Below are 25,482 nucleotides of genomic sequence, written 5' to 3' on the forward strand. Positions count from 1 at the left end.
ACTGTTATGACAGCTTGATTTTCGCCGGCAGTATCAGCACAGTGGCCTTGTTTCATCTGCCAGTCATGCCCAGATAGGTACGACGGCCATCTACTACCACACGCGCCGGGGCGTCTTCGTTCCGGCGTGTGCTTTTGTGCGGCAGGAGCCGCGAGTATCAGGAAAAGTCATGAGCAAGCCACCGATCACTGTTTCCCGCATCGACCTGGAGCGCATCGAAGCGTTGCTGGAGCGCCTGCCGGCCGCCGAGGCCGACAAGCTCGATGCGCTGCGCGCGGAGCTGGATCGCGCCGACGTGGTCGAGCCGGCGGCGATGCCGCAGCACATCGTGACGATGAACTCCACCGTCACCTTCGAGGACGAAAGCAACGGCGAAAAGCTGACCCTGACCCTGGTGTACCCGGCGGCCGCCGGTGCGCACGGCACGGTGTCGATCCTGGCGCCGGTGGGCAGCGCGCTGCTCGGGCTGGCGCGCGACCAGCAGATCGACTGGCCTACGCCGGACGGCCGCAAGCGTCGCCTGAAGGTGCTGGAGATCGCCTACCAGCCGGAAGCGGCGGGGCACTTCCACCGCTGAAGTCCCATCGCACACCGGTGTCGTTAAACTGCGGGGAGATCCGAAGGAGACCCGCATGACCGAACGCCCGGCCCCGGCCGAGACTGTCGCCCGCGCCGCAGCGCTGCGGGCGCAGATCGAGCAGGCCAACTACCGCTACCACGTACTCGACGACCCGGACATCACCGACGCCGAGTACGACCGGCTGATGCGCGAACTCGAGGCGCTGGAAGCCGAACACCCCGCATTGGCCTCGCCCGATTCGCCGACCCGCAAGGTCGGCGCACGGGCGCACGGCGGCTTTGCCGAGGTGCGCCACGCGATCCCGATGCTGTCGCTGGGCAATGCGTTCGAGCAGGACGGTGAGTCGGATCGCGAACGCTTTCACGAAGTGGCCGAATTCGAGCGCCGCATCGAGCAGACGACGAAACGGACTGAACCTGTTTTCTCGGTGGAACCGAAGCTCGACGGCCTGGCGATCAGCCTGCGCTACGAGCACGGCGCATTCGTGCAGGGCGCTACCCGCGGCGACGGCGAGACCGGCGAGGACGTGACCGCGAACCTGCGCACGGTGCGCGCGATCCCGCTGAAATTGCGCGGCAAGGGCTGGCCCGACGTACTGGAAGTGCGCGGCGAAGTGATCATGCTGCACAAGGATTTCGAGGCGTTCAACGACTACGCCCGCCAGCACGGCGAGAAGCCGCTGGCGAACCCGCGCAACGGCGCGGCCGGTTCGCTGCGCCAGCTCGACCCGGCGATCACCGCGAAGCGGCGCCTGAGTTTCTTCGCCTACGCGATCGGCGTGGTCGAGGGCGGCGAGCTGCCGCCGACCCATTCGGCCACGCTGCGGCAGCTGCGCGAGTGGGGCCTCCCGGTCTCGCCGGAGGTGGGTATCGCGCGCGGCTTCGACGGCCTGATCGCGTACTTCCAGCGCATCGGCGCCAAGCGCGACAGCCTGCCGTACGACATCGATGGCGTGGTCTACAAGCTGGACGATTACGCTGGCCAGCGCGAGATGGGTTTCGTCTCGCGCGCGCCGCGCTGGGCGATCGCGCACAAGTTCCCGGCGCAGGAACAGACCACGCAACTGCTCGGCATCGAGGTGCAGATCGGCCGTACCGGCGCCGCCACCCCGCGCGCGCGGATGGAGCCGGTGCAGGTGGCCGGGGTGACGGTGACCTACGCCACGCTGCACAACGCGGACCAGGTCGCACGCCTGGACGCGCGCGTGGGCGACACGGTGATCGTGCGCCGCGCCGGCGACGTGATTCCGGAAGTGGTGCGTGTGGTCGAAGATTTGCGCCCGGCCGGTACCGTGCCATGGACGATGCCCACGCACTGCCCGGTGTGCGGCTCCGAACTGCTGCGCGAGGAAGGCGCCGCTGCGTGGCGCTGCTCCGGCGGACTGATCTGTGCCGCGCAACGCAAGGAGGCGCTGATCCACTTCGCCTCGCGTCGCGCGATGGACATCGAGGGCCTGGGCGAACGCTTCGCCGAAGCGCTGGTGGAGCTCGACATCGTGCATTCGCCGGCCGACCTGTATGGCCTGGGTGTGGACGATTTCGTCGACATGAAACGCCGCATCGACGAGCGTGACGGAACTACGCCGGAGACGGTGAAGGCCGGCAAGGTGGCGACCAAGTGGGCGGAAAACCTGGTGGCTGGGATCGAGGCCAGCAAGCACACCACGCTGGCGCGCTTCCTGTATGCGCTCGGCATCATGCACATCGGCGAGAGCACGGCGAAGACGCTGGCGGCGTGGCTCGGTCGGCTCGACTTCGTGCGCAGCACGCCGGCGATGGTACTGCGCGTGCTGCCGGATATCGGCAGCGAGGTGGCCACCTCGATCGCCGGCTTCTTCGCTCAAGCGGGCAACGAGCGGGTGGTCGACGCGCTGCTCGCAGCCGGCATCACGTTCAGCGACGAGGGCGCGCCGTCGCCACTGCTGCGCGAACGCCTGAACCTCGGCGTATTGCTGGGCATGGCCAACATCAACAAGCTCGGTCCGAAGAGCTGCAAGCTGCTGGCGCAACATTTCCCCACGCTCGATCTGTTGCTGGCCGGTGGGTCGGCACACTGGATCACCGCCGGCGTGCCGCAGGCGGCGGCGACCAGCCTGCAAAACCATCTCGCCGATCCGGCGGCATTGGCCGAGCTGCGCAAGGCCGAGGCCGCGATGCAGCGCCTGCTTGAAGCGATTCCGCACACGGCCAGGGCAGCGGCAGCACCGCTGGAAGGACAGACCTTCGTGCTCACCGGTACGCTGGCTTCGCTCAGCCGCGACGAGGCGAAGGATCGACTGGAAGCGCTGGGCGCCAAGATCTCCGGTTCGGTGTCGAAGAAGACCAGCGCGGTGATCGCCGGCGAAGCCACCGGCTCCAAGCTGGACAAGGCACAGGAGCTGGGTGTGCCGGTGTGGGACGAGGCGCAGCTGCTCGCCCTGCTCGGCGAGCACGAGGCCGGTTGATGGGCGTCGAACCACTCGCCGCCCTGCAACTTCGCGCGCGGCTCTACGCGCTGCTGCGCGCGTTTTTCGCTGATCGCAACGTGCTGGAAGTGGAGACGCCGATCCTGTCGGCGGCCGGCAATACCGAGCCGAACATCGAGAGTTTCAGTACGCGCTTCAGTGGCCATGTCGACGCCGGCGCACGCGAGCGCTGGCTGCGCACCTCGCCGGAGTACCCGCTGAAGCGGCTGCTCGCGGCCGGCATCGGCGACTGCTACGAGCTGGGCCGGGTGTTCCGCAATGGCGAGGCGGGCGGGCGGCACAATCCCGAATTCACCATGCTGGAGTGGTACCGGGTCGGCTGGGACCATCGCCGGTTGATGCGGGAAACCGTCGCGCTGGTCGAGGCGGCGCTGGCGATGCTGGGGCGGCGCGCCGAGGTGGTGGTGACGAGTTACCGGCAACTGTTCCTCGACGGGCTGGGCATCGACCCGGCGCACGCCACGATCGACGAGCTGCGTGCGCCGCTGGCCGAGTACGGCATCGGCCCGGATGGTCTCGGCCATGACGACTGGCTCGACCTGCTGATCACGCACAAGCTGCAACCGGCGTTTCCGCGCGATCGCATCACGGTGATCCACGACTATCCGGCCAGCCAGTGCGCACTGGCGAAGATCCGTCCCGGCGAGCCGCCGCTGGCCGAACGCTTCGAGCTATACCTGAGCCGCTACGAGCTGGCCAACGGCTATCACGAATTGAACGATGCAGTGGAACAGCGCGCACGTTTCGAGCGCGACAACGCAGTGCGCCGCGCGCGCGGCCTGCGCGAGATCCCGCTCGACGAACGCCTGCTCGGCGTGCTCGACGCGATGCCCGACTGCGCCGGTGTGGCGCTCGGCGTGGAGCGCCTGCTGATGTGCCTGGCCGACACCGACGCGATCGCCGACGTGTTGGCCTATCCGTTTTCCGAAGCCTGATCCGGCAGCCTGAAACCGACGACCCCGCCGTTGGGCGGGGTCGCGGTGCGTATCACTGCGGACTTTCCAGAGGCGGTTACGGGGCGATGAAACTCATCGCCCGCGCACGGCGTTCCAGCAACCCCACCGCGGGCTGGTCCTGCAGGCGCAAGTCGCGCAGTTCATACGGTGCACCGACACCCTGAAGACTCGCCGGGTCGTAGTGCAAGGTGAGCTGGCCGTTGCCGGGCGAGAGCCACGCCGCCGACTGCGCGAACGCGGCCGGTACCATCGAACCATCGGCACCGCGTCCGTACAGCACGGCGGAGACCGCATAGCGGCTGGCGTCTCGTGCCGTTACCCCGAGCGTGATGTCGATGCCCCGGTCGGCGGCGCGAGCCGTGCTGGCCAGTCCGCTGAAGCGGGCCACCGGTGCGGCCGCGGCGAACACGGTGGTGGTGTCGCGGCGGATCTCGTTGCCGGCATCGTCCCTGCCCACGGTGAAGCTGTGCACTTCCCACAGCCCCGGCGTGTTCGGGATGCTGCGCGGGCGGACATCGACGGTGAAGCTGCCGTCGGCCTGGCGACGGAAGCTCAGCGGCGTACTGCTGCCGTCCGGTGCGCGCAGCAGGCCGCCGACCGAACTCAGCGGCATGTCGCGGTCCTGCTCCTGCAACGCGACGCGCACATGCACGTCGCGGCCCAGCAGCAAGTCGTCGCGATCGGCCTTCGCGGTGACGGTGAACGGGCTCTGCGGCTCGTAGACGTGCACCACGTAGCGGCCGCTGGCCGCCGGCACCTGCAAGGTGACGACGCCGCTGCCGAGTTCGGGTTTGAGCTGCATCACCATCGACGCGGCCGGCACGTCCATGCCGGCTGCATGCAGGGCGGCGGCATCGGCGACCTGGCTGCTGGCGGCGTTCGCGCTCAACGACTGGCGGCCCAGTTGCAGATGCACGCCGGCCGGGTCCAGTTTGCCGACCGTCGCGTTGCCGGGACTGAGCCGGATGATCGCGCCGGGCGCGCTCAACGGCAGCTTCAGGCCCTGCTGCAGTTCGCTGGCCGAGACGTCGCGCCAGTATTCGCGACTGCTGCGCGCGAACGGTGGCGGCTGCGGCTGCAGTGCGGCGTCGTGCGGCAGCGGCCAGCTCACGCTGAGCGGGGTTCGCTCCACGTGCACCCGCGGCGTCGCTGAAGTCGCGGTCGGGAGGCGCGCGGTGGCGTCGCGTGCCTGCAACACGGTGGGCACCATGTCGTTTTGTTGCGGCGGCAGCAGCACGTGGGTACCGGCCATGGCCGGCACGGCGAGGCAGGTCGCCAACAAGGCGCTTGCAAGAATCCCTGGCTTCATGGCGATCATCCCCCGATGTCGTTGGCGAGAATGGATTCGAGACCGAAGCAGGCGCGCCGGCTCTGGTTGTGGTTCAGTACGGAGCCGCCGGTTTTCTGCGTGTCGCGGAACCACACCGTGCCGGCGGCGGACGCGCTGGAGCATTCGATGAAACCGTCCGAGCAGCTGCTCAGCCAGTTCTGGGTGATCTCCAGCCCCACGCTTTGCGAATAACCGCCGCAGTAGGCCTGGCTGCTCCAGAAGCCGGACACCACGTCGGTGCCGACCACGGCGCGGAACGGCACCGGCAGCGCCGGTCGCCCGCCCGTGCCGAGCAGATACTGCTGGTTGTAGACGGCCATCCAGCCGACCTGCTGCTGGCGCACCGCATCGGTCTTGTAGCCGAGCAGCCAGCCCAGCGCGGATTCGAACACGTTGCCGGCGATCACCGCGTCGGCCAGCGGCGTGCCGGCGCTGGACGGCGCGAGCGCGTCGACCTTGGCGATGCGGCTGATGATGGCCGGGTAGCGCGCATCCCAGGTCGGGTTGGACAGGATCCAGCGCATCACGTTGCCGCCGTTGGAGTGGGTGACCACGATCAGGCGATCGATATGGCGGTTCTGGATGAAGCTGGTGAGCTGGCCGGCCAGGCAGCCGGCAGCACGGTCGTCCCACATGTACTGGTTGAAATCGCAATTGACCACCAGCAGGTTGCTGCGGTCGGTCAGGCCGTTGCGCACACCCTCGACCATGGCGGCCTGCCAGTAGTCGTTGTAGGCGTCGGTCTGGCTGCCGGTGCCGTGGACCAGCGCCACGCCGGTAGTGGCGGCCTGGGCCGTGGTGCAGGCCAGGGCCAGTGACAACATCAATGTTGTACGTCGCACGTGGGTCTCTCCCCTTGGAAGCGGCGAAGCGCCGCGGGTAGAGCCGGCCCGGTTGCAGCCACAGGTACGCCAAACCCCCTGTGCTGCAGGCAGGTCGACTTCGGGTGATGCCGGCGAGGCATCGTCAGGATGTGTCGCCTGATCCCCCCAGACCGTGCGGCACGGTATGGACTCTAGCAGCGCCATACGTCAGCGTCTTGACGCAACCGCACAATGGCGGCGGCATGCGCGACTGCTAAGGTTGCGCGCTTGTCATGGCAGGAATGCCCACGCGATGCAGCTCCCTCTGGTTGACAACTTTCCGTCCGATCGTTTGCGCCGGCGCGACGTGAAAACCCTGCTGCTGTCCGCGCTGGGCGGTGCGCTGGAGTTCTACGATTTCGTGGTGTTCGTGTTCTTCGCGATCCCGCTGAGCCATCTGTTCTTTCCGCCCGACACCGCGCCGTGGCTGGCCCAGTTGCAGGTGTTCGGCATCTTCGCGGCGGGTTATCTGGCGCGGCCGCTGGGCGGCATCGTGATGGCGCATTACGGCGACAAGCTGGGGCGCAAGCGGATGTTCACCCTCAGCGTGTTCCTGATGGCGGTGCCGACCCTGGCCATCGGCCTGCTGCCGGTGTACGCGCAGATCGGCATGCTGGCGCCGTTGTTGTTGCTGTTGCTGCGGGTGGTACAGGGCATCGCGGTGGGCGGCGAGGTGCCGGGCGCGTGGGTGTTCGTGGCCGAGCATGTGCCGCCGAAGCGGATCGGTTTTGCCTGCGCCAGTCTCACCTCGGGACTCACCGTGGGCATCCTGATCGGCTCGCTGGTGGCCGCGGCGATCAACAGCCGGATGACGCCGGCCGAGGTGCTCGACCACGGCTGGCGGCTGCCGTTCCTGGCCGGCGGCGTGTTCGGTTTCTTCGCGGTGTGGCTGCGCCGCTGGCTCAGCGAGACGCCGGTGTTCGAGGCGATGCATGCGCGCAAGGAGCTGGCCTCGGGGCTGCCGCTGCGGCGAGTGTTCGAACGGCACCTGCCCAGCGTGCTGCTGTCGATGCTGGTGACCTGGATGCTCACCGCGGCGATCGTGGTGCTGATTCTGATGACGCCGACGCTGGTGCAGTCGGTGTTCCACGTCGCACCGGCGCGCGCGTTCTTCGGCAACAGCGTGGCCTCGTTCGCGCTGGCGCTCGGTTGCCTTTTCTACGGCTGGCTGGCCGATCGCATCGGTTACGCACGGACGTTGCTGGCCGGCGCGATCGGGCTGCTGGCATGCAGCTACGCGTTGTACTTCGACCTGCAGGCCGGTGCCGCGCATTTCATCGCGCTGTACGCGCTGGCGGGTTTCGCCGTGGGCGTGGTCGGCGTGGTACCGGCGCTGATGGTGGTGGCGTTTCCGCCGGCGGTGCGGTTTTCCGGCCTGTCGTTCTCGTACAACATCGCCTATGCGCTGTTCGGCGGATTGACGCCGCCGCTGATCGGCCTGCTGGTGAAGTGGTTCGGCGTGCTCGCGCCAGCGCACTACGTGGCGTTCACCGCCGTGATCGGGATCGCCGTCGCGGCCTGGCTGTTGACCGCACGGCGCGCGGCGGTTCCTGCCTAGAACTCCAGTTCCTGCGCTGCGCACAGGTAGTCGACCAGCGGCGCAACCTGCTTGAACGTGGCCACCGTCCACGGCAGCAGCTCGCCGGAGCAGGCCAGCGCCTCGCTGAACGTGGTGGTGGCGACGAAGTCTTTGCGCTTGAGATCTTCGATCAACTCGTGCGCTGGGTCGTAGCCGCGCGGCGGACGCACCAGCGATTCGCCGCCCAGTTGCAGGTGCTCGCGGAACGTCTTGCTCTGCGTGGCGCGTTTCCATGCGGCCGGGTTGTCGACCAGGAATTCGCGGATGTGCTTCAGCGCATCCGGTTCCGGATGCCACATGCCGCCGCCGGCGAAGCATTCGCCGGGTTCGATGTGCAGGTAGAACCCCGGCGCCTGGATCTCGTGCCGGCGCTGGTGGAAGAAACGCGAACCCTGCCACGACTTGTACGGCAGCTTGTTGTTGGAGTAGCGGGTGTCGCGGTAGATGCGGTACAGCGAGCCGCCGTTCTTGCGCGGGTCGGCGCGGTAATGCGCGCTGATCTTCGCCAGCGGTGCCTGCAGGTCGGTGATCAGTTGCAGGAACGGCTCGCGCACGTGGCGTTCGTAGTCGTCCTTGTGCGCGTGGAACCATTCGCGATTGTTGTTGCGCTCGACCGCGCGCAGGAAGCGGAAGGTGGCGGGGGTGAAATAGCTCTGGGACATGGCGGGTCTGAATGGCGAATCGGGTGGGTTGGATCAGAGGGGTTCGAGGCTGGCAGCGAGTTGTTCGCCCCAGGCCTGCAGCAGGTCGAGCAGGGCCAGCTTGTCCTGCGCCTGCGGATCGTGGCGCAGTTCGCCGAGGCGGGCGAAATAGTCGTCGAGGGTGAGCCCGGTCAGTGGCGTGTGGCGGGTGAGGCGCGCCTGGCGGAAGCTTTCCCAGCGCACATGTTCGTCGGCGTCCAGCGTCTCGGGCCAGTTGCGCGCGCGGTAGCGGAACAGCAGCTCCGCATAGCGCGGATCACGGAACGGGAACGCGCGCGTGCCCAGCTCCTTCGGCGGAGTGGCACGGACCTGGGCCAGCAGGCGCTTGTCGGCATCGGGCAGGAAGCCGCCGCCGTACAAGGCCAGCTCGGGGTCTTCCGGCGGCGGCAGTTCGGCGGCGCGCTGGAACACGCGGCGCAGTTTCTCGGCGAGTCCATCGACGGCATGCAGCGTGTCGCGATGGGCCTGGCAGCGGGCCAGGTCCAGCTGCAGGCGACCCAGGTCCACGCCCTGCAGCACCGACAGCGGCGCCAGCGCCGGCGCGTGGTTTGCGCGCACGGTGCGCAGCGGGATGCGCTCGACGTCCTCGGGCAGATCGGCGCGCGCGGTGAAGATGCGGTCGGCGATCTCGTCCTCGTCCAGTGCCAGCCATGTGGCCGGGTCGGTGGCGAGGTCGTACACGATCACTTCGCCGGGGCGGCTCGGGTGCGGCGCCAGCGGCGCGATCACGGCCAGGCAATGGCGGCTGGCCGGATAGCGCGAAGAGACGTGCACCACCGGCGTCATGTTCACCACGTCGAGCAGCTCGAACACTTTCTGCTTGCGGCGCAGGCCGTAGTACCAGTCCCACAGCCGCGGCTGACGCACGCGGATCAGCCGGGCCAGGTCGATCAGCGCGTAGACGTCGGACAGTGCGTCGTGGGCGCGTTCCTGCTTGAGCCGGTTCGCGCTGGCCAGGTGTTCCAGCTTGAAGCTGGGCGAGCCGTCCTCGCGGAGCGGCCAGACGATGCCTTCGGGCCGCAGCGCCTGGCACATGCGCACCAGGTCGATCAGGTCCCAGCGCGAGTTGCCGTTTTCCCACTCGCGGCCGTACGGCTCGTAGAAGTTGCGGTACAGCATCTGCCGGGTGAACTCGTCGTCGAAGCGCAGCGAGTTGTAGCCCACCCCGCAGGTGCCCGGCGCCGCCAGCTGTTCGTGCACGCGGGCGGCGAATTCGGCCTCGCTGACTCCTTCGCGTTCGGCCTGTTGCGGGGTGATGCCGGTGATCAGGCAGGCGTCGGGGTGGGGCGGCATCTCCAGCGACGGCTTGCCGTAGAACATCACCGGTTCGCCGATGACTTCCAGTTCGAGGGTGGTGCGGATGCCGGCGAACTGCAGCGGCCGGTCGCGCCGCGGGTCGGCACCGGAGGTCTCGTAGTCGTGCCAGAAGAAGGTCTGCATCGGGCCATGATCGCATGGCCGAAAGCCGGGCCGGCATGGGGCTGATAAACTCCGCCCCACAAGGAGAGCCCATGAGCCAAGTACACGAAGACAACCTGATCTGGATCGATCTGGAGATGACCGGCCTCGACACCGACAACGACTCGATTCTGGAGATCGCCACGGTGGTCACCGACAAAGACCTGAACCTGCTGGCCGAAGGGCCGGTGTTCGCCATGCGCCACGAAATCGACCGGCTGGAGTCGATGGACAACTGGAATACCAACCAGCATCACAAGTCGGGCCTGTGGCGACAGGTACTGATTTCGGAAACCGACCACGCGATGGCCGAGCAGGCCACGGTGGATTTCCTGCGCGCATGGGTGCCACCGGGCAAGTCGCCGATGTGCGGCAACTCGATCTGCCAGGACCGCCGCTTCCTGCACCGACAGATGCCGCGGCTGGAACGCTATTTCCACTACCGCAACCTGGACGTCTCCACGCTCAAGGAGCTGGCCCGGCGCTGGGCGCCGGAGATCGCCAAGAGCGTCGGCAAGGAATCGGCGCATACCGCACTGTCGGATATCCGCGACTCCATCGCCGAACTGCGTCACTATCGCCGCTACATGGGCGAACTGGGCGGCAGGATCGAAGCCTGAGTGCGGCGCCGTTTCCGGAAACTGACGAGGCCATGAGCATGTCGAACGATCTGTTTGCGCCGGTGCTGGATTGCGCCGGGCGGCCGTTGCGGCTCGACCGCGCGCGGGTGGTCGGCATTCTCAACGTCACCCCCGATTCGTTTTCCGATGGCGGCACGCACGACAGTGTGGAGGCGGCCGTGGCGCATGGCTTGCGCATGGCGGAAGAGGGCGCCGACATGCTCGACGTCGGCGGCGAATCGACTCGTCCCGGCGCGGCCGACGTGCCGGCCGAGGAAGAACTGCGCCGGGTGCTGCCGGTGATCGAACAGCTGATTGCGCGCACCACGCTGCCGATCGCGATCGACACCTCCAAGCCGGAAGTGATGCGCGCGGCGGTGGCCGCCGGCGCCGGCATGATCAACGACGTGTACGCGCTGCGCCGCGACGGCGCGATGGAAGCCGCGGCCACACTGGGCGTGCCGGTGTGCCTGATGCACATGCAGGGCGAGCCGCGCAGCATGCAGGCCGAGCCGCATTACGACGACGTGGTCGGCGAGGTGCACCGGTTCCTCACCGACCGGCTGTTCGCCTGCGAACTGGCTGGGATCGACCGGCGCAAAGTGATGGTCGACGTCGGCTTCGGTTTCGGCAAGACGCTGGAACACAACCTCGCGCTGCTGTGCGCGCTGGAGCGTTTCGCCAACCTCGGTAGCGGCGTATACGCCGGGCTGTCGCGCAAGTCGATGATCGGCACGCTGACCGGCCGCAGCGAGCCGGCCGAACGCGCCGCCGGCTCGGCCGCGGCCGCGTTGATCGCGGTTCAGCGCGGCGCCCGCATGGTGCGTGTGCATGACGTCGCCGCCACCGTGGATGCGCTGGCGGTATGGCAGGCGGTGCATGCGCTCGACACGGTGCCGCGGCGTGAGGAAAAATCCAACGCACCGCGCTGGCCCGACGACGACTGATCGACCGGGCGAAACAGCGGCAGGGACGGAAAAAAACCTTTCGGGATGATGGACACGATGACCCAGCGCAAATATTTCGGTACGGACGGCATTCGCGGCCCGGTCGGGCAATGGCCGATCAGCGCGGACTTCATGTTGCGGCTGGGTCGCGCCGCCGGCAGCGTGCTGGCGCGCGACGGCAAGGAGCGGCCGAATGTGCTGATCGGCAAGGACACCCGCATTTCGGGCTACATGTTCGAGGCCGCGCTGGAGGCTGGCCTGGTCGCCGCCGGTGCCGACGTGGGCCTGCTCGGCCCGATGCCGACGCCGGCGGTGGCGTACCTGACTCGCTCCATGCGCGCACAGACCGGCATCGTGATCAGTGCCTCGCACAACCCGCATCACGACAACGGCATCAAGTTCTTCTCCGCCAACGGCGAGAAACTGTCCGACGAGGTCGAGCTGGCGATCGAGCGGGAGATCGACGCCGAGTTCGTCACGGTGCCGTCCGAGCGGCTCGGCAGGGCCCGCCGGATCGACGATGCGGTGGCCCGTTATGCGGAGTACTGCAAGAGCACCGTGGCCGAGGATTTCAGCCTGCACGGGCTCAAGCTGGTGCTGGATTGCGCGCATGGCGCGACCTACCAGGTGGCGCCGAAAGTGTTTGCCGAACTGGGCGCCGAGGTGATCGCGATCGGCGACAAGCCGGATGGCTTCAACATCAACCGCGAAGTCGGCTCGACCTATCCGCAGACCCTGCAACAGGCGGTGCTGGCGCACGGTGCCGACATCGGCATCGCGTTCGACGGCGATGGCGATCGCGTACAGCTGGTCGACCGGCATGGCGTACTGGCCGACGGCGACGACATCCTCTATGTGCTGGCGCGCAGCTGGCACGCGCAGGGAATGTTGAAGGGACCGGTGGTCGGCACCCTGATGAGCAACTACGGCCTGCAGCTCGCACTGGCCGAGTTCGGGGTGCCGCTGATCCGCGCGAACGTGGGCGACCGCTACGTACTGCAGCAGCTGAAGGAACATGGCGGCGTGCTCGGCGGCGAAACGTCCGGCCACGTCCTGTGCCTGGACCGTGCCACCACCGGCGACGGCATCGTCGTCGCGCTGGCCGTGTTGGAAGCGCTGGCGCGCTCCGGCGTGGACCTGGCCGCAGCACGGCAGGGCCTGCAGAAGATGCCGCAGGTAATGCTCAACGTGCGTGCCGCCGGCGCACGCGAGGCACTGGCGAGCAGCGAGGTAAAACAGGCTCTGGCCGAGGCGGAGCAGATCCTGCACGGCCGCGGCCGGGTGGTGCTGCGCGCCTCCGGCACCGAACCGCTGGTGCGCGTCACCATCGAGGGGGCCGATGCGGTGGAAGTGCAGCAGTTGGCAGAGAGGCTCGCCGGGATTGTAAAATCCGCAGCCGAACGCTCGTGAACCTGTAGTGGTATTGGGTCGCCATGGACTGGCCCGACGTGCCCCGCCCTTGCGGTGGCGGATGAATCGACCGCACGCCTAACCTGGTGACTACAGCCATGAAGAATGTTCCCACCCTCGACATCCGCCGCTACGACACCGATCGCGACGCCTTCGTCGCCGAGATCGGTGCGGCTTACCGTGAATTCGGCTTCTGCTGCATCAGCGGTCACGGCATTCCGCGCGAACTGATCGACGGCTCCTACGACGTGTTCCAACGCTTCTTCGCGCTGCCGACCGAAACCAAGATGAAGTACCACCTCGCCGGCAGCGGCGGCGCGCGCGGCTATACGCCGTTCAAGGTGGAGACCGCCAAGGACAGCCAGTACGCCGACCTCAAGGAGTTCTGGCATGTCGGCCGCGAGATCCCGCGTGATTCGAAGTTCGCCGACGTGATGCCGCCGAACATCTGGCCGAGCGAAGTGCCGGACTTCAAGCAGTACGGCTACGGCCTGTACGAGGCGCTGGACCAGCTCGGCACGCGCGTGCTGCGCGCGCTGGCCTTGCACATCGGCGAGCCGGAAAACCTCTTCGAGGACAGGACCGACGTCGGCAACTCGATCCTGCGCCCGATCCACTATCCGCCGATCACCCAGGACAACATTCCGAACGTTCGCGCCGGTGCACACGAAGACATCAACTTCATCACCTTGCTGGTCGGCGCCAGCGCGGAAGGGCTGGAAGTGCTCACCCGCGAGGGCGAGTGGCTGCCGATCACCACCGAGGGCGATGCGATCGTGGTGAACATCGGCGACATGCTGCAGCGGCTCTCCAACCACGTGTATCCGTCCACCACGCACCGGGTGGTCAACCCGAAGAACGAGAACGCGCGCAAGCCGCGCTATTCGGTGCCGTTCTTCCTGCACCCGAATCCGGACGTGGTGCTGGACCCGCTCGACTCGTGCATCACACCGGACAACCCGCGTCGCTACGACGCCTCGATCACCTCGCACGAATACCTGCTGCAGCGGTTGCGCGAGATCAAGCTGATTTAGCCGGGAATCGGGAATGGGGATTCGGGAATCGGAAGAGCCGCGAATCCGGAGCACCGATCAAGCCATCCAGAAGAACACGGCGGTCATGCGCTTGGCCGCCGTTTCCAGTCCCCAGTACGCGCTGGCGCTGTGGATCAGGTTGGCCTTGTAGACCAGCAGCCGGTTGTAGCGATGCGCCACGCGCACGTCCTCGACAAACGAGTTCGGCTGCACGAAGCGGTTGCCCAGCGCCTCGGCCAAGTTGCGATATGGCGGCAGCACGATATTGCCGCCGAGCTGGCCGCCGGGCATGCGCTGGCGGAAGAAACTGGTACCGCACTGCTCCGGCACGCCGGGGTTGAGATACAGCACGGCGGCGTAGCGACACAGGTTCGATGAGTCGGTATGCGGCTTGACCGCGCCTTCGACCGAACCGACCACCTGCACGCAATTGTGGTTGAGCCGGATGCCGGTCTCGGTCTGCTCGACCCAGACTTTCTTCGCGCCGGTCAGCCGGCACACCTGCGCATCCAGTGCGGCCAGCTCTTCATCGAGCAAAGCGGGCATGGCGCGCATGCCCGGCCATACTTCGCCGGTGTACGGATAACCCATTTCCCAGTCGGTCTTGGCCAGGCAGCGCGCGCGTACCTCGTCGGCATTCGGCAGCACGCCGTCGACCACCCAGTAATCGCGACCTTCGACGGGCTTGCGATAAGGCAACGGGCGCATCTGGGTAGGGAACAGGGACATTCGACGAAGACCGATGATGTGCGGGAGAACGGTAGCTGACGACGCAAATCCGCGAAGCTAGATCTGGGTATTCCGGTAGCGTTTCGACTCCCGCGCGGAAAGCCACATGGCCAGCCGGTCCGGCAGCAACTGGATGACGGCCTTGATGGTGCGGTTGACCCGGCCCGGGATGTACACGGCGTCGCCGCGTTCGACCGCCGCGATGCCCTGGTGCACCACCTCTTCCGCGCTCAGCCACATGAAGCCGGGCAGTTTGTCCATCTTGTCGCGGGTGCGGGTGACGTCGTGGAATTCCGACCAGGTGAAGCCGGGGCAGAGTGCGCAGACGTGCACCCCGGCCGCGTGATTTTCCAGCGCCAGCGACTGCGAGAACTTGATCAGGTAGGCCTTGCTGGCGGCATACAAGGTGTGCCCGGCCGGACCGGGGACATGCCCGGCGAGCGAGGCGACGTTGATGATGCGGCCATGACCGCGCTGGCGCATGCCGGGCAGCAACCGCCACGCCAGTTCGGTGGGCGCGGTCAGCAGTACCTGCAGGAAGTCTGCATGGGTCGCCCAGTCGTTGGCGACGAAGGTGCCGGGTACGCCGTAACCGGCGTTGTTGATCAGCCAGTCCACCTGCAGGCCACGCTGTTCCAGTGCATCGCACAGCGCCTGTGGCGTGGCCGGGTCAGCGAGGTCGTGCGGCAACACGGTGACCTGGACGGCATGTTGTCCGCGGAGTTCAGCGGCGAGAGCTTCCAGCCGGTCGGCGCGGCGCGCGGTCAGCACCAGGTCGTGGCCGAGTGCGGCAAGTTGCCGGGCAAACGCGGCGCCGATGCCGGACGAGGCGCCGGTGATCAGGCTGAGCGGGCGGGGAGGCGACATGCGGCGTTCCGTGTGGCAAATCGTCATTCTTGACCGGGCCGGCCGATTGGCGCCAGTGGGCAGTGCGGGTTTGCCCATATCCGGGGGCGTCGGTAAGCTTGCGGTTTGACCGCAACGGAAGCAGCACATGCGCAAGAAATTCGTCGCCGGCAACTGGAAAATGCACGGCAGCCGTTCGATGGCCAAGGCCCTGGTGAACGACATCGCCGCCGGCATGCCGGACGATATCGACGTGGCCGTATTCCCGCCGTTTCCGTACGTGGCCGAACTGGCCTGGCAGCATGCCGATTCCGGCCTGGGCCTGGGCGCACAGGACGTCAGCGAGCATGAGGGGCAGGGCGCGTATACCGGCGAAGTCTCCGCCGCCATGCTGGCGGATATCGGCGCGCGCTGGGTGCTGGTCGGCCATTCCGAGCGCCGCCAGTATCACGGCGAAGGCGACGAACTGGTCGCGCGCAAGTTCGCTGCGGCCCGCGCCGGCGGCCTGACGCCGATCCTGTGCGTGGGCGAGACCCTGGAACAGCGTAAAGCCGATGAAACCGAAGCGGTCATCGCACGGCAGCTGCAGGCCGTGCTGGCGCTCAATGGCGTGGCCAGTTTCGACACGGCGGTAATCGCCTACGAGCCGGTCTGGGCGATCGGCACCGGCCACACCGCCAGCCCGGAGCAGGCACAGCAAGTGCACGCCTTCATTCGTAGCCAACTGGAAAAGGAAGATGTTATGATTGCCCGTCTGACCCGACTGCTTTACGGCGGCAGCGTCAAGGCGGCCAATGCCGCGGAATTGTTCGCGCAGGCGGACGTGGACGGAGGGCTGATCGGCGGTGCCTCTCTGACCGCATCCGACTTCCTTGGAATCTGCGCCGCGGCGCATCAGGCGCTACAGGCTCAATAGAAACCTTATGTTCGTCATTTTCAGCGTGTTTTACATTCTGATCGCTGCGGCGATGATCGTGCTGATCCTGCTGCAGAACGGCGCTGGCGCCGATGCCGGCTCGGGCTTCGGCGGCGGCGCATCGGCCACGGTGTTCGGTGCGCGTGGTTCGTCCACGTTCCTGACACGTGCCACTGGCGTGCTTGCGGGCCTGTTCTTCCTGCTCAGCCTTGGCATGGGCATCTACCTGCATGGCAACGGTGTGCCGCACACCAATACGGAAGATCTGGGCGTGATGGGCGCGCTCGCCGACAAGCCGGCTGCCGGCAAGGCAACTCCGGCCGCACCGGCGGGTGGCTCGGAAGTACCGTCGGCGGTTCCCGCTGCAAACAACAACGCCGTTCCGGCCGCTGCGCCAGCGGCAACCCCCGCCCCGACCCAGAGTCAGGGCGAGGTGCCGGCAGCCACCAAGCCGCCGGCCAAGCACTAAGCAACACACCTGCCCAGGTGGCGGAACTGGTAGACGCACTACCTTGAGGTGGTAGCGACGCAAGTCGTAGGGGTTCGAGTCCCCTCTTGGGCACCAATACAGGGTTTCAGTGAGCAATCGCCGAAGCCGCAGCAGACAGGAAAACCGCCAGTTGGCGGTTTTTTTGTTTGCGTCGTGGCATCCAGCCTCGTTGGGCTCGCTATGGGGCCCAAGAGGGGACTCGAACCTTCTGAACATCGGGCAGCCAGCGGGGCAGTTGCACGGTGCTTCCCGCACAACGAGTGTGGGTGGCGGCCGACATATCGGGCCTTGCGGCCGTGACACATTACGCCCAGACGATAAAGGCACCGGATGACCGATCGGTCGTGTCGCTGCCAGGTTCCTCACCGGAAGGGGAGTGGGTGTCATGGTGACGATTTCGCTGGAGCAATCGGCCGCGGGCGACTGGCGTGTCTGCCGCTGTCGGACCACGCTGTTCAGTGACCTGCAGCTGGGGGCGGCGATCAAGCTTGCCCGGGAAATGGCTCGCGACGAGCATCAGCGCCTCGGGCGCCAGGTCCGGGTGGAAATGCCGGGGCCGATTTCCGCGATCGTGCTGGCGCGCTATGCCGATGATGGCGACGAAAGCAAAAGCAACGCGGCCGCCGCGCTGGCCGCCTGAGCATCTTTCGACCTGGGGTCCATATCGCGCCATGATGCCGCGCCACCGTACCCGCGTGCCGCCGCCGACGGTACGCTGCAGCCGGTTCTCGCGCCATGCAACGGAAGTACCGAACTGCTTGCAATGAGGCGCCGTGCGGCCTAATTTCATGCAGCCCAACCAAGGAGGGCGTCAAGTGATCAATGTGGTCCTGGTGGATGATCACGAGCTGGTTCGCACCGGCTTTCGAATGATCTTGCAGCAACAGCCGGACATCAGTGTCAGCGGCGAAGCGGGCAGTGCCGAAGATGGCCTGCAGCTGATCCGGACGCTGGCGCCGGACATCGCCCTGGTCGACGTGCACATGCCCGGCATGAGTGGGATCGAACTCACCGAACGCGTGTGCCGCTCGAAAATGTCCACGCATGTCGTCATCGTGACGGTGGTCGATGACGCACGTTTCCCCAAGCGCCTGCTCGATGCTGGCGCGCTCGGCTACCTGACCAAGGGCTGCAGCGCCGGCGAGCTGGTGTCTGCCGTGCGCCAGGTGGCCGGTGGCCGTCGTTATCTTGCCCCGGCAGTCGCGCAGCAGCTTGCACTGGCCACCCTCGACGGCAGCGCCTCGCCATTCGACGTACTGTCCAGCCGCGAACTCGAGGTAGCGATGATGCTGGTTCGCGGCAAGCCGCTGACGATCATCGGCGAACAGCTCAACCTGAGTCCAAAAACCGTATCCACCTACAAGCAGCGTCTGATGGAGAAGCTGCGCGTGGATCATGTGCTCAGCCTGGCCCATCTGATGACGGTGCACGGACTGATCGACACGCCAAACCACCACGTCGGAAACTGACGCGACGATTGCATCGCCGCGTCGTGACTCGCCCCAACGAAAAACCGGACTCGCGTCCGGTTTTTCGTTGGATGACGCAATGTTGCGACGACTCAGCCGTGCGAGTCACCCTGGTGTGCGTCGGGCTCGTCGTGCGACAGCGGCGACGCGGGTTTGCTTTCCTCGTCCACCGGCATCGCCGGCTTCGCCGGGTGAGCATGGACCGGCTGGGTCAGCAAGTCGCCTTGCTTTGGCAGTGGTAGCGAGGCTATGGGATTGGCTGCCGTCGGCTTTTCAGAAGCGCTGGCCGTGAGTGCTGGCGCCGTCACACTGACCGGATGGCCGTCCTGATGGACCGCCGAGGTTGTTGGCGTAGCCGGAGCGACAGTCACGGGAGCCGCGACTGTCGAGCCCGTCGGAGCCGGGGCCGGTCGCATCGTTGTCAACTGCTCCGCATCGTGAGTCGGCCGACTGACCGTCGTCGGAAGCGCGGCAATCGTGGTGATGACAGCCGGTGCCACGGGAGCGGCTTCGGCCTTGGCAGCGGGAGCATCCACACCGGCCGCGGCAACAGGCGCAGACGAAATCGGCGCGTGGGCGGCCGCCGGAGTGATCCTGACGGTGTCCTGCTCAGCTGAGGTCGTTGCCGCTGCAGACTGCACCGGATTCGGAATCGGCGGCAGGGTAGGCAGGTTGAATGCCGTGGCGGGCGGCGCGGCACTGAGCGTCGCTGGCGCTGGCGTAACGACCGGCTTGGACTGGTTGTCGACCGGGGCGGCGACGGGCTTTTCGACTGGCTGCGCGGCAATCGGCTGACGAACCTGGGGAGCAACTGCCTGGATGGCATCGTCGGTCGCGTTGTTGTCGGCCGCAACGGCGGCCGTGGGCAACGATTCACGCGACGGTTGCTCGCTGCGTACTGCCGGGATGCCCGTTGCCGGAACAGCGGTGGTTTCTTCGTCGCGATCTTCGTCATCGAGCGCCTGTGCCTGCTCGCTGTCGACGTCCGTACCGCTCGCGCCGGTCTCGTCATGACGGCGCCGGCGGCGGCCACCGCGACGGCCCCGGCGACGGCGTGACTGGCTGCCTTCGGTATCCGCTGCGTTGTCGGCGGACTCCGGCGCGGTCGACTCGGCCAGCGGCGTGAGCAGCAACTCGGCTTCCTTGGCCGCGTCATCCAGCGGAGCGGCGGCGGGGCGTTCATCGTTGGTGGTACGAGGCTGCCGCTCGGCCCTCGGCTGCTGCTGCGGGTTCGGTTTGCGTTCGGCCCGTGCCTGGTTGTTTTCGCCTGCGGCGGGCTTGGGCTGACGCTCCGCCTTGACGGTCTGCACCTGGGCCTGCTGCGACGGACGCGACTGCGCCTCGTTGTTGCGCTGGCGGTTGCTGCGCGCCTGCTGCTGGGCAGCAGATTTCGGCTGCTGCATCGTTTCGCGCCGCGGCTGGCGCGACGACGAGGCATTCGCGGTGTTGCCGCCGCGGTTGCCGCGCTCGTCACGGCGATTGCGGTTGCCGCCGTCGTTGTTGTTGTCGGCGTGCTTTGGCCCCGACGCCGGGGCAGCCGCTTCCGCGCTGCGGAACCAGCCCAGCAGGCGCGAAATGACACCGCCGGTCGGTGCGGTACGGGCCACCGGGGCAGCGGCAGGCTGACGGCGCGCGACGGGCTGCGCAGCAGCGACCGGAGTGGCGATTTCCTCGCGCACCGGGGCCGGGCTGGACGGCACGATGCCGCTCACCGCAGGCTGTTCGCCGCTGCCCAGGGCCTGGCCCATCTTCGGCAGCTCGGCGGTTTCCACCGTGGTCAGGCGCTCGTAGCTGGGCTTGCTGTGCTCGCCCATGTCCGCTTCGCGGATGCGCTGGATCTCGATATGCGGGGTTTCCAGCTTCTCGTCGGCGACGATCATCACGTGCACCTTGTGGCGCAGTTCGATCTCGACCACGCTGGCACGCTTCTCGTTGAGCAGGAAGTTGGCGACGCTGCTCGGCGCCTGCACCAGCACCTGGCCGGTGTTGTCCTTCATCGCATGTTCTTCGATCAGGCGCAGGGTCGACAGCGACAGCGATTCCACACCGCGGATGTGGCCGTGGCCTTCGCAGCGCGGGCAGGTGATCTGGGTCGCCTCACCGAGACTCGGGCGCAGCCGCTGGCGCGACATCTCGAGCAGGCCGAAGCGCGAGATGCGGCCGATCTGCACGCGGGCGCGATCCAGTTTCAGCGCGTCTTTCAGGCGATCTTCCACCTCACGCTGGTGCTTCGGGCTGTCCATGTCGATGAAGTCGATCACCAGCAGGCCGCCGGCATCGCGGATGCGTGCCTGGCGGGCGATTTCCACCGCGGCCTCGCAATTGGTGTTGAACGCCGTTTCCTCGATGTCGCTGCCCTTGGTCGCCTTGGACGAGTTGACGTCGATCGCGGTCAGCGCTTCGGTCTGGTCGATCACGATCGAACCACCCGACGGCAGACGCACCTGGCGGTCGAACGCGCTCTCGATCTGCGTCTCGATCTGGTAGCGGGTGAACAACGGGGTGTCGTCGCGGTACAGCTTGAGCTTGCGCAGCGCGTTCGGCATCACCTGCTGCATGAAGTCGCGCGCGTCGTTGTACAGCGGCTCGTCGTCGATCAGGATCTCGCCGATGTCGCTGCGCAGGTAGTCGCGCAGGGCGCGGATGAACAGCTTCGACTCCTGATAGATCAGGAACGGCGCCTTCTGCTTGTTGGCCGCTTCGGAGATCGATTTCCACAGCTGCAGCAGGTAGTCCAGGTCCCACTGCAGCTCTTCGGCGTCGCGGCCGAGACCGGCGGTGCGCACGATCAGGCCGACGTCATCCGGTACGGTAACGTGGTCGAGTGCTTCCTTCAGCGCCTGCCGGTCCTCGCCCTCGATCCGGCGCGAGACGCCACCGGCCTTCGGGTTGTTCGGCATCAGCACCATGTAGCGGCCGGCCAGGCTGATGAACGTGGTCAGGGCAGCGCCCTTGTTGCCGCGCTCCTCCTTTTCCACCTGAACGACGACTTCCTGGCCTTCCTTGATCAGCTCGCGGATGTTCGCCTTGTGCGGGTCCAGGCCTGCGGTGAAGTAATCGCGGGAGATTTCCTTCAGCGGCAGGAAGCCGTGGCGTTCGGCGCCGTACTCGACGAAGCAGGCTTCGAGTGAAGCCTCAACTCGAGTGATTCGACCCTTGTAAATATTGGACTTTTTCTGTTCCCGCGAAGGGATTTCAATGTCCAGGTCGTACAGGTTTTGGCCGTCGACAATGGCCACGCGCAACTCTTCACGCTGAGTCGCGTTGATCAACATACGTTTCATGGTGGTAATCCTCGGCTTGGCCGCGCGTCGCGCGCCACGGTGGCGCCACAATGGCGGCCTGCCGGGGATCGCGCCGCTGCGGTTAAGCGGCAAAAAAAACGGCACCGTTTCCGGCGTCGGGATGATTCGGTCAGCTGCGCCTGCCGCCCCGATCCCGCAATGGCATCGGACAAACAGCGGCCCAAACCGTTACGATGAAAGGGAGTCGCCACCGGTAGCCAGAAGGCAATCGGAGCAATCCTCGCCGACGTTACGGGCGGGCACTCGACCCGGTCCAGACTTCGATGGGCAGAATGTAGCGCCCGCCGAGTATCCTATTTAAGCAGGTTTTTTTCAATGCAGACGGCAACTTCCCCTGACGCACCTCACGGTGTACGTCAAGTCGCGATCGGCCCCGAGCGGGACGGCCAGCGCATCGACAATGCGCTGGTGACCCTGCTCAAGGGTGTACCCAAGAGCATGATTTATCGGCTTTTGCGTACCGGCCAGGTGCGCGTGAACGGCAAGCGGGCCAAGCCGGATACTCGTCTCGCTGACGGTGATACGCTGCGTATTCCGCCCGTGCGGGTGGCGGAACGGCCAGAGGGACGTGCGCCGGCCAGCGGCCTGGTGGCATCCGTGGCCGATTCGATCATTTTCGAGGACAAGCACTTCCTGGTCATCGACAAACCCGCCGGCGTGGCGAGCCACGGCGGCAGCGGGGTCAGCCATGGCGCGATCGAGCTGCTGCGCACGGCCCGGCCGCAGGAACACCTGGAACTGGTGCATCGGCTCGATCGCGATACCAGCGGCGTGCTGGTGTTTGCCCGCACCCGGGCCGGGCTGACCGGTTTGCAGGCGGCGATCCGCGCCGGCGAAGTCACCAAACAATACCTGTGCCTGATGCTCGGTCACCCGTCCAAGGCGAAGTTCGACGTCAACGCGCCGTTGCTGAAATCGGTCATGCAGGGCGGCGAACGGATGGTACGGGTGGCCGACAACGGCAAGCCGTCACTGACGTTTTTCCGTGAAATGGAACAATACCCCAGCGCCCGCCTGATGCAGGCCACGCTGGGTACCGGCCGCACCCATCAGATCCGCGTGCATGCGGCACACATTGGCCATCCACTGGCTGGCGACCCGAAATACGGCGATCGCGAGATGAATAAGCGCTTCCGCGAGATGGGTCTGAGCCGCATGTTCCTGCACGCCTCGCACATGAGCTTCGACCTGGACGGGCGCTCCTACAGCTTTTCCGCACCGTTGCCGGACGATCTGAAGGATTTCCTCGACGTGTTGTCGGTGAAAGGCAAGCGGCTGCTGTGGATGAAGGAAAAATCGCGTACCGACTTCTGATCAGCGCGCCAGCAAGGCCTCGACCCGCGCGGCGCAGATGAAGTCGTTCAGCGACAGCCCACCGACATCGTGGGTCGACCACAACACCTGGCAGTGGCCGTAGCCGGCTTCGAGATCCGGGTGGTGGTCCTCCTGGTTGGCCATGAAGCCCACCGCGTTGATGAAGCCCAGCGTGTGATGGAAGTCGGCAAACCCGAAGTCCTTGACGATGGCCGCGCCGTCACCGCGCAGTTGCCAGCCCGACGGCAGCAGCTGCAGCAGCTCGGCCACTTGTGCGCTGCCCAGCGCGTGCTCCTTGCCCTTGCGCGGTTGGCAGTGCCGGGTGGCCAGGTCGTTCGCGTTCATGGGGATCTCCGTCAGGGCTGAAAGTCTTGGGGATGCGAAGCGTCGAAGTTGTGCACGCAAATGTCAAAGCGCGCATGGAACTTGAAACAGGACTAAAATGGTGCTGTATCGCCGGTAAAGTTTACGGGCGCCCGTTTGGTGACACTGGAGCAGGCATGATCGACATTTCGGAACGCGCGCAGCAACACTTTCTGCGGCTTCTCTCACAGCAGGGCATCGACGGGCTGGGCATCCGTCTGCGGGTGACCTCGCCGGGTACGCCAGCGGCGAACTGCGAGCTGGAATTCTGCGAACCCGCGGACCTGGCCGGCGGCGAGTGGACGATCGAGTGCGCCGGCTTCGACTTCCATGTCGACGGCGACAGCGCCAGCTGGCTGGACCACGCCAGCATCGACTTCGAGCCGAATGCCACCGGCGGCCAACTGAACATCCGCGCGCCGAAGATCAAGGGCAACGTACCGGGTGCAGAAGCAGGCTTGATCGAGCGGGTGCGCTACGTGCTGGAGGCGGAGATCAACCCGAAGCTGGCTTCGCACGGCGGCCGGGTCAGCCTGCTGGAGATCGACGCCGACGGTGTGGTGCTGCTGCAGTTCGGTGGCGGCTGCCATGGCTGCGGCATGGTCGACGTGACGTTGAAGCAGGGCGTGGAAAAGACCTTGCGCGAGCGGGTGCCGGAAATCACTGCGGTACGCGACGCCACCGACCACGCCGTCGGCGAAAAGCCTTACTACAGCAAGGCCGAAGGCAAGTCGGCGATCGCCTGAGCCAGGCCCGGATCGCGCAAAGACAAAGGCCCGCCGAAGCGGGCCTTTGTTTTCCTGCAACGCGGCAGCAGGTTTACTTGTCGCCGCTGATGTGGCCTTTCAGCGTATCGAGCTTGCTCGGCAGGCTGGAGAAGTACGTGGCGACGTCCTCGATGTCCTGGTCGGACAGGGTGGCCACCATACCCTTCATGATCGGGTTGTTGCGCTGGCCGTCCTTGTACTCGTGCAGCACATGCTGCAGGTACAGGTTGTACTGGCCGGCGAGGCGCGGGTACTGCGGGTCGATCGAATTGCCGTCGACACCATGGCAGGCGAAGCAGGTGGCCGCTTTCTGCTTGCCGTTCTCGGCGTTGCCGGTGGCAAGCAACTGGGTGGAGGCGAACGCCAGGATGGCGCCGAATGAAAGCAGGGTAATCGCACGTTTCATGCGGAAAGTCCTTGGCAACTTACTTGGCGAGGCTGGAAAGATAGGCGGCAATGTTCTGGATGTCCGTCGCGGACAGGCTCTGTGCCTGCGCATCCATGGTCGGGTGCTTGCGGTCGCCGCTCTGGTAACCCTGCAGCGCATTGACGATGTACTGCTCGTTCTGGCCAGCGATCTTCGGCACCGGGTACTGCGGATAGGCGTTGGTGTAGCCAGGTACCCCATGGCAACCAGCGCACGTATAAATGAGTTTGCGTCCGGCAGCCTTGTCGCCTTCAGCATGAACGCTGGTGGCGGCGAAGAGGGCAGTGGCCACGGCCAGGCCAAGCAATTGCAATCGAGTCATCGAGATCATTCCCACGAGTGCGACGGGTACAGGGTCATGTAAGCCACCAAGTATAGACGTTGCTTCAACGCGTGAACAACACCGCGCTCAAGAATGATCAATGTTTGCGCAGTGTGCATCCAGCGTCGCTGTTTTCGCGCTGACTGCATCGGGCGACATTGCTGTGGCGACCATTGCCCCCATATACTGGTGTGGTCATATCGTTTTCCCCGGGGGTGTCCTGGCTTCGACGGGGGTAGTGAGATGACTTGGTGCATGCCGAGGGGGCAGCTTTCCTCGTTAATCCAGCAGCAAACTCATAGTTGCCAACGACGACAACTACGCTCTCGCCGCTTAAGGCGTAAGCCCCGAACCCGCTTGTGCTCATGCTCGTCGGTGTAGGGTCATTATCATGAGATCGCCGAACGCTGCCGCCTGGCGGTTCTAGGCTAAATCAATCAGGCTGGTTCCGCGGTGCGCTTCGCCCATCGTGCTTGTCGCGGAACGAGATCGAACGGTGAGCTAAGCATGTAGATCCGGGCATTTAACGCCTTCGGACGCGGGTTCGACTCCCGCCACCTCCACCATTACAAGCTCCAACGCAGTCCAACGA

The 25,482-nt window shown here is 66.2% G+C and carries 24 protein-coding genes, 1 tRNA gene and 1 other RNA gene; 16 read left to right on the forward strand and 10 right to left on the reverse strand.

Annotated features, from left to right (window positions below; genetic code table 11):
• The first annotated feature begins 169 nt into the window (after positions 1 to 169).
• The 3 genes from rnk to epmA are packed head-to-tail and all read left to right on the forward strand — an operon-like array spanning position 170 to position 3,979.
• Positions 170 to 577, forward strand: coding sequence for a nucleoside diphosphate kinase regulator (rnk, locus tag ASG75_RS03030; RefSeq protein ID WP_056385581.1), 408 nt, complete (start codon positions 170 to 172; stop codon positions 575 to 577).
• Positions 578 to 632: 55 nt separating this feature from the next.
• Positions 633 to 3,023: an NAD-dependent DNA ligase LigA gene (ligA, locus tag ASG75_RS03035; protein ID WP_056385583.1), complete on the forward strand. Its 2,391-nt coding sequence runs from the start codon at positions 633 to 635 to the stop codon at positions 3,021 to 3,023.
• Entirely contained in the window at positions 3,023 to 3,979 is a 957-nt protein-coding gene (gene epmA, locus ASG75_RS03040; RefSeq protein ID WP_056385585.1) for an EF-P lysine aminoacylase EpmA, read from the forward strand. The genes ligA and epmA overlap by 1 nt, the downstream gene beginning before the upstream one ends.
• 76 nt (positions 3,980 to 4,055) lie before the next feature.
• Here the strand turns inward: epmA and ASG75_RS03045 are convergent, their stop codons facing one another.
• Complete coding sequence (locus ASG75_RS03045; RefSeq protein WP_235580137.1) at positions 4,056 to 5,309, reverse strand: DUF4785 domain-containing protein; 1,254 nt, start codon at positions 5,307 to 5,309, stop codon at positions 4,056 to 4,058.
• Positions 5,310 to 5,314: 5 nt separating this feature from the next.
• Complete coding sequence (locus tag ASG75_RS03050; protein ID WP_056385589.1) at positions 5,315 to 6,154, reverse strand: hypothetical protein; 840 nt, start codon at positions 6,152 to 6,154, stop codon at positions 5,315 to 5,317.
• A gap of 292 nt (positions 6,155 to 6,446) precedes the next feature.
• On the opposite strand from ASG75_RS03050, the gene ASG75_RS03055 reads away from it, so the two are divergent.
• The gene (locus ASG75_RS03055; RefSeq protein WP_056385591.1) at positions 6,447 to 7,751 is read left to right on the forward strand and encodes an MFS transporter; all 1,305 of its coding nucleotides are present in this window, start codon (positions 6,447 to 6,449) and stop codon (positions 7,749 to 7,751) included.
• On the opposite strand, the gene ASG75_RS03060 is transcribed toward ASG75_RS03055, so the two are convergent.
• Positions 7,748 to 8,434, reverse strand: coding sequence for a DUF2461 domain-containing protein (locus ASG75_RS03060; RefSeq protein WP_056385593.1), 687 nt, complete (start codon positions 8,432 to 8,434; stop codon positions 7,748 to 7,750). The genes ASG75_RS03055 and ASG75_RS03060 overlap by 4 nt on opposite strands.
• 33 nt (positions 8,435 to 8,467) lie before the next feature.
• Positions 8,468 to 9,913 (reverse strand): exodeoxyribonuclease I, encoded by a 1,446-nt coding sequence (gene sbcB, locus ASG75_RS03065; RefSeq protein ID WP_056385595.1) that lies wholly within the window; start codon positions 9,911 to 9,913, stop codon positions 8,468 to 8,470.
• Positions 9,914 to 9,984: 71 nt separating this feature from the next.
• On the opposite strand from sbcB, the gene orn reads away from it, so the two are divergent.
• The 4 genes from orn (at position 9,985) to ASG75_RS03085 (ending at position 13,942) form a co-directional block, all read left to right on the forward strand.
• Positions 9,985 to 10,551, forward strand: a complete 567-nt coding sequence (gene orn / locus ASG75_RS03070; protein ID WP_056385597.1) for an oligoribonuclease — start codon at positions 9,985 to 9,987, stop codon at positions 10,549 to 10,551.
• Between the two features lie 32 nt (positions 10,552 to 10,583).
• Positions 10,584 to 11,498, forward strand: a complete 915-nt coding sequence (gene folP, locus ASG75_RS03075; RefSeq protein ID WP_056385599.1) for a dihydropteroate synthase — start codon at positions 10,584 to 10,586, stop codon at positions 11,496 to 11,498.
• Positions 11,499 to 11,555: 57 nt separating this feature from the next.
• Positions 11,556 to 12,908: a phosphoglucosamine mutase gene (gene glmM, locus ASG75_RS03080; protein ID WP_056386979.1), complete on the forward strand. Its 1,353-nt coding sequence runs from the start codon at positions 11,556 to 11,558 to the stop codon at positions 12,906 to 12,908.
• 98 nt (positions 12,909 to 13,006) lie between these two features.
• Positions 13,007 to 13,942: a 2-oxoglutarate and iron-dependent oxygenase domain-containing protein gene (locus ASG75_RS03085; RefSeq protein ID WP_056385601.1), complete on the forward strand. Its 936-nt coding sequence runs from the start codon at positions 13,007 to 13,009 to the stop codon at positions 13,940 to 13,942.
• A gap of 57 nt (positions 13,943 to 13,999) precedes the next feature.
• Here the strand turns inward: ASG75_RS03085 and ASG75_RS03090 are convergent, their stop codons facing one another.
• Positions 14,000 to 14,671: a DUF6445 family protein gene (locus ASG75_RS03090; RefSeq protein WP_056385603.1), complete on the reverse strand. Its 672-nt coding sequence runs from the start codon at positions 14,669 to 14,671 to the stop codon at positions 14,000 to 14,002.
• Positions 14,672 to 14,728: 57 nt separating this feature from the next.
• Positions 14,729 to 15,538 carry an SDR family oxidoreductase gene (locus tag ASG75_RS03095; protein WP_056385607.1) on the reverse strand — a complete coding sequence of 270 codons (810 nt, stop codon included), beginning with the start codon at positions 15,536 to 15,538 and terminating at the stop codon, positions 14,729 to 14,731.
• A 127-nt stretch (positions 15,539 to 15,665) separates the two neighbouring features.
• On the opposite strand from ASG75_RS03095, the gene tpiA reads away from it, so the two are divergent.
• The 5 genes from tpiA (at position 15,666) to ASG75_RS03120 (ending at position 18,392) form a co-directional block, all read left to right on the forward strand.
• On the forward strand, positions 15,666 to 16,433 hold the full coding sequence (gene tpiA, locus ASG75_RS03100; protein WP_056385609.1) for a triose-phosphate isomerase: 768 nt from the start codon (positions 15,666 to 15,668) through the stop codon (positions 16,431 to 16,433).
• Between the two features lie 7 nt (positions 16,434 to 16,440).
• The gene (gene secG / locus ASG75_RS03105; protein ID WP_056385611.1) at positions 16,441 to 16,902 is read left to right on the forward strand and encodes a preprotein translocase subunit SecG; all 462 of its coding nucleotides are present in this window, start codon (positions 16,441 to 16,443) and stop codon (positions 16,900 to 16,902) included.
• Between the two features lie 11 nt (positions 16,903 to 16,913).
• Positions 16,914 to 16,998, forward strand: a tRNA-Leu gene (locus tag ASG75_RS03110).
• Positions 16,999 to 17,308: 310 nt separating this feature from the next.
• Positions 17,309 to 17,563 carry a hypothetical protein gene (locus ASG75_RS03115; RefSeq protein WP_056385612.1) on the forward strand — a complete coding sequence of 85 codons (255 nt, stop codon included), beginning with the start codon at positions 17,309 to 17,311 and terminating at the stop codon, positions 17,561 to 17,563.
• Positions 17,564 to 17,738: 175 nt separating this feature from the next.
• Entirely contained in the window at positions 17,739 to 18,392 is a 654-nt protein-coding gene (locus ASG75_RS03120; protein ID WP_056385614.1) for a response regulator, read from the forward strand.
• Positions 18,393 to 18,484: 92 nt separating this feature from the next.
• On the opposite strand, the gene ASG75_RS03125 is transcribed toward ASG75_RS03120, so the two are convergent.
• Positions 18,485 to 21,676: an Rne/Rng family ribonuclease gene (locus ASG75_RS03125; protein WP_056385616.1), complete on the reverse strand. Its 3,192-nt coding sequence runs from the start codon at positions 21,674 to 21,676 to the stop codon at positions 18,485 to 18,487.
• A 336-nt stretch (positions 21,677 to 22,012) separates the two neighbouring features.
• Between ASG75_RS03125 and ASG75_RS03130 the strand changes: the two genes are divergently transcribed.
• The gene (locus ASG75_RS03130; protein WP_200935585.1) at positions 22,013 to 23,011 is read left to right on the forward strand and encodes an RluA family pseudouridine synthase; all 999 of its coding nucleotides are present in this window, start codon (positions 22,013 to 22,015) and stop codon (positions 23,009 to 23,011) included.
• On the opposite strand, the gene ASG75_RS03135 is transcribed toward ASG75_RS03130, so the two are convergent.
• Positions 23,012 to 23,356 carry a 4a-hydroxytetrahydrobiopterin dehydratase gene (locus tag ASG75_RS03135; protein ID WP_056385620.1) on the reverse strand — a complete coding sequence of 115 codons (345 nt, stop codon included), beginning with the start codon at positions 23,354 to 23,356 and terminating at the stop codon, positions 23,012 to 23,014.
• Between the two features lie 155 nt (positions 23,357 to 23,511).
• Here ASG75_RS03135 and ASG75_RS03140 point away from each other — a divergent pair, with 155 nt between their 5' ends.
• A complete protein-coding gene (locus ASG75_RS03140) occupies positions 23,512 to 24,120 on the forward strand; it encodes an NfuA family Fe-S biogenesis protein (protein WP_056385621.1) in 609 nt (202 codons plus the stop codon).
• Between the two features lie 73 nt (positions 24,121 to 24,193).
• Here ASG75_RS03140 and ASG75_RS03145 read toward each other — a convergent pair whose 3' ends face one another.
• Both ASG75_RS03145 and ASG75_RS03150 read right to left on the reverse strand, forming a co-directional pair.
• The gene (locus ASG75_RS03145) at positions 24,194 to 24,547 is read right to left on the reverse strand and encodes a cytochrome c (protein ID WP_056385622.1); all 354 of its coding nucleotides are present in this window, start codon (positions 24,545 to 24,547) and stop codon (positions 24,194 to 24,196) included.
• A gap of 19 nt (positions 24,548 to 24,566) precedes the next feature.
• Positions 24,567 to 24,890, reverse strand: coding sequence for a cytochrome c (locus tag ASG75_RS03150; protein ID WP_056386981.1), 324 nt, complete (start codon positions 24,888 to 24,890; stop codon positions 24,567 to 24,569).
• 211 nt (positions 24,891 to 25,101) lie between these two features.
• Between ASG75_RS03150 and ssrA the strand changes: the two genes are divergently transcribed.
• Positions 25,102 to 25,456: a transfer-messenger RNA gene (gene ssrA, locus ASG75_RS15855) on the forward strand.
• Positions 25,457 to 25,482 lie beyond the last annotated feature (26 nt).

This window comes from Rhodanobacter sp. Soil772, from assembly GCF_001428385.1.
GTDB lineage: Bacteria > Pseudomonadota > Gammaproteobacteria > Xanthomonadales > Rhodanobacteraceae > Rhodanobacter.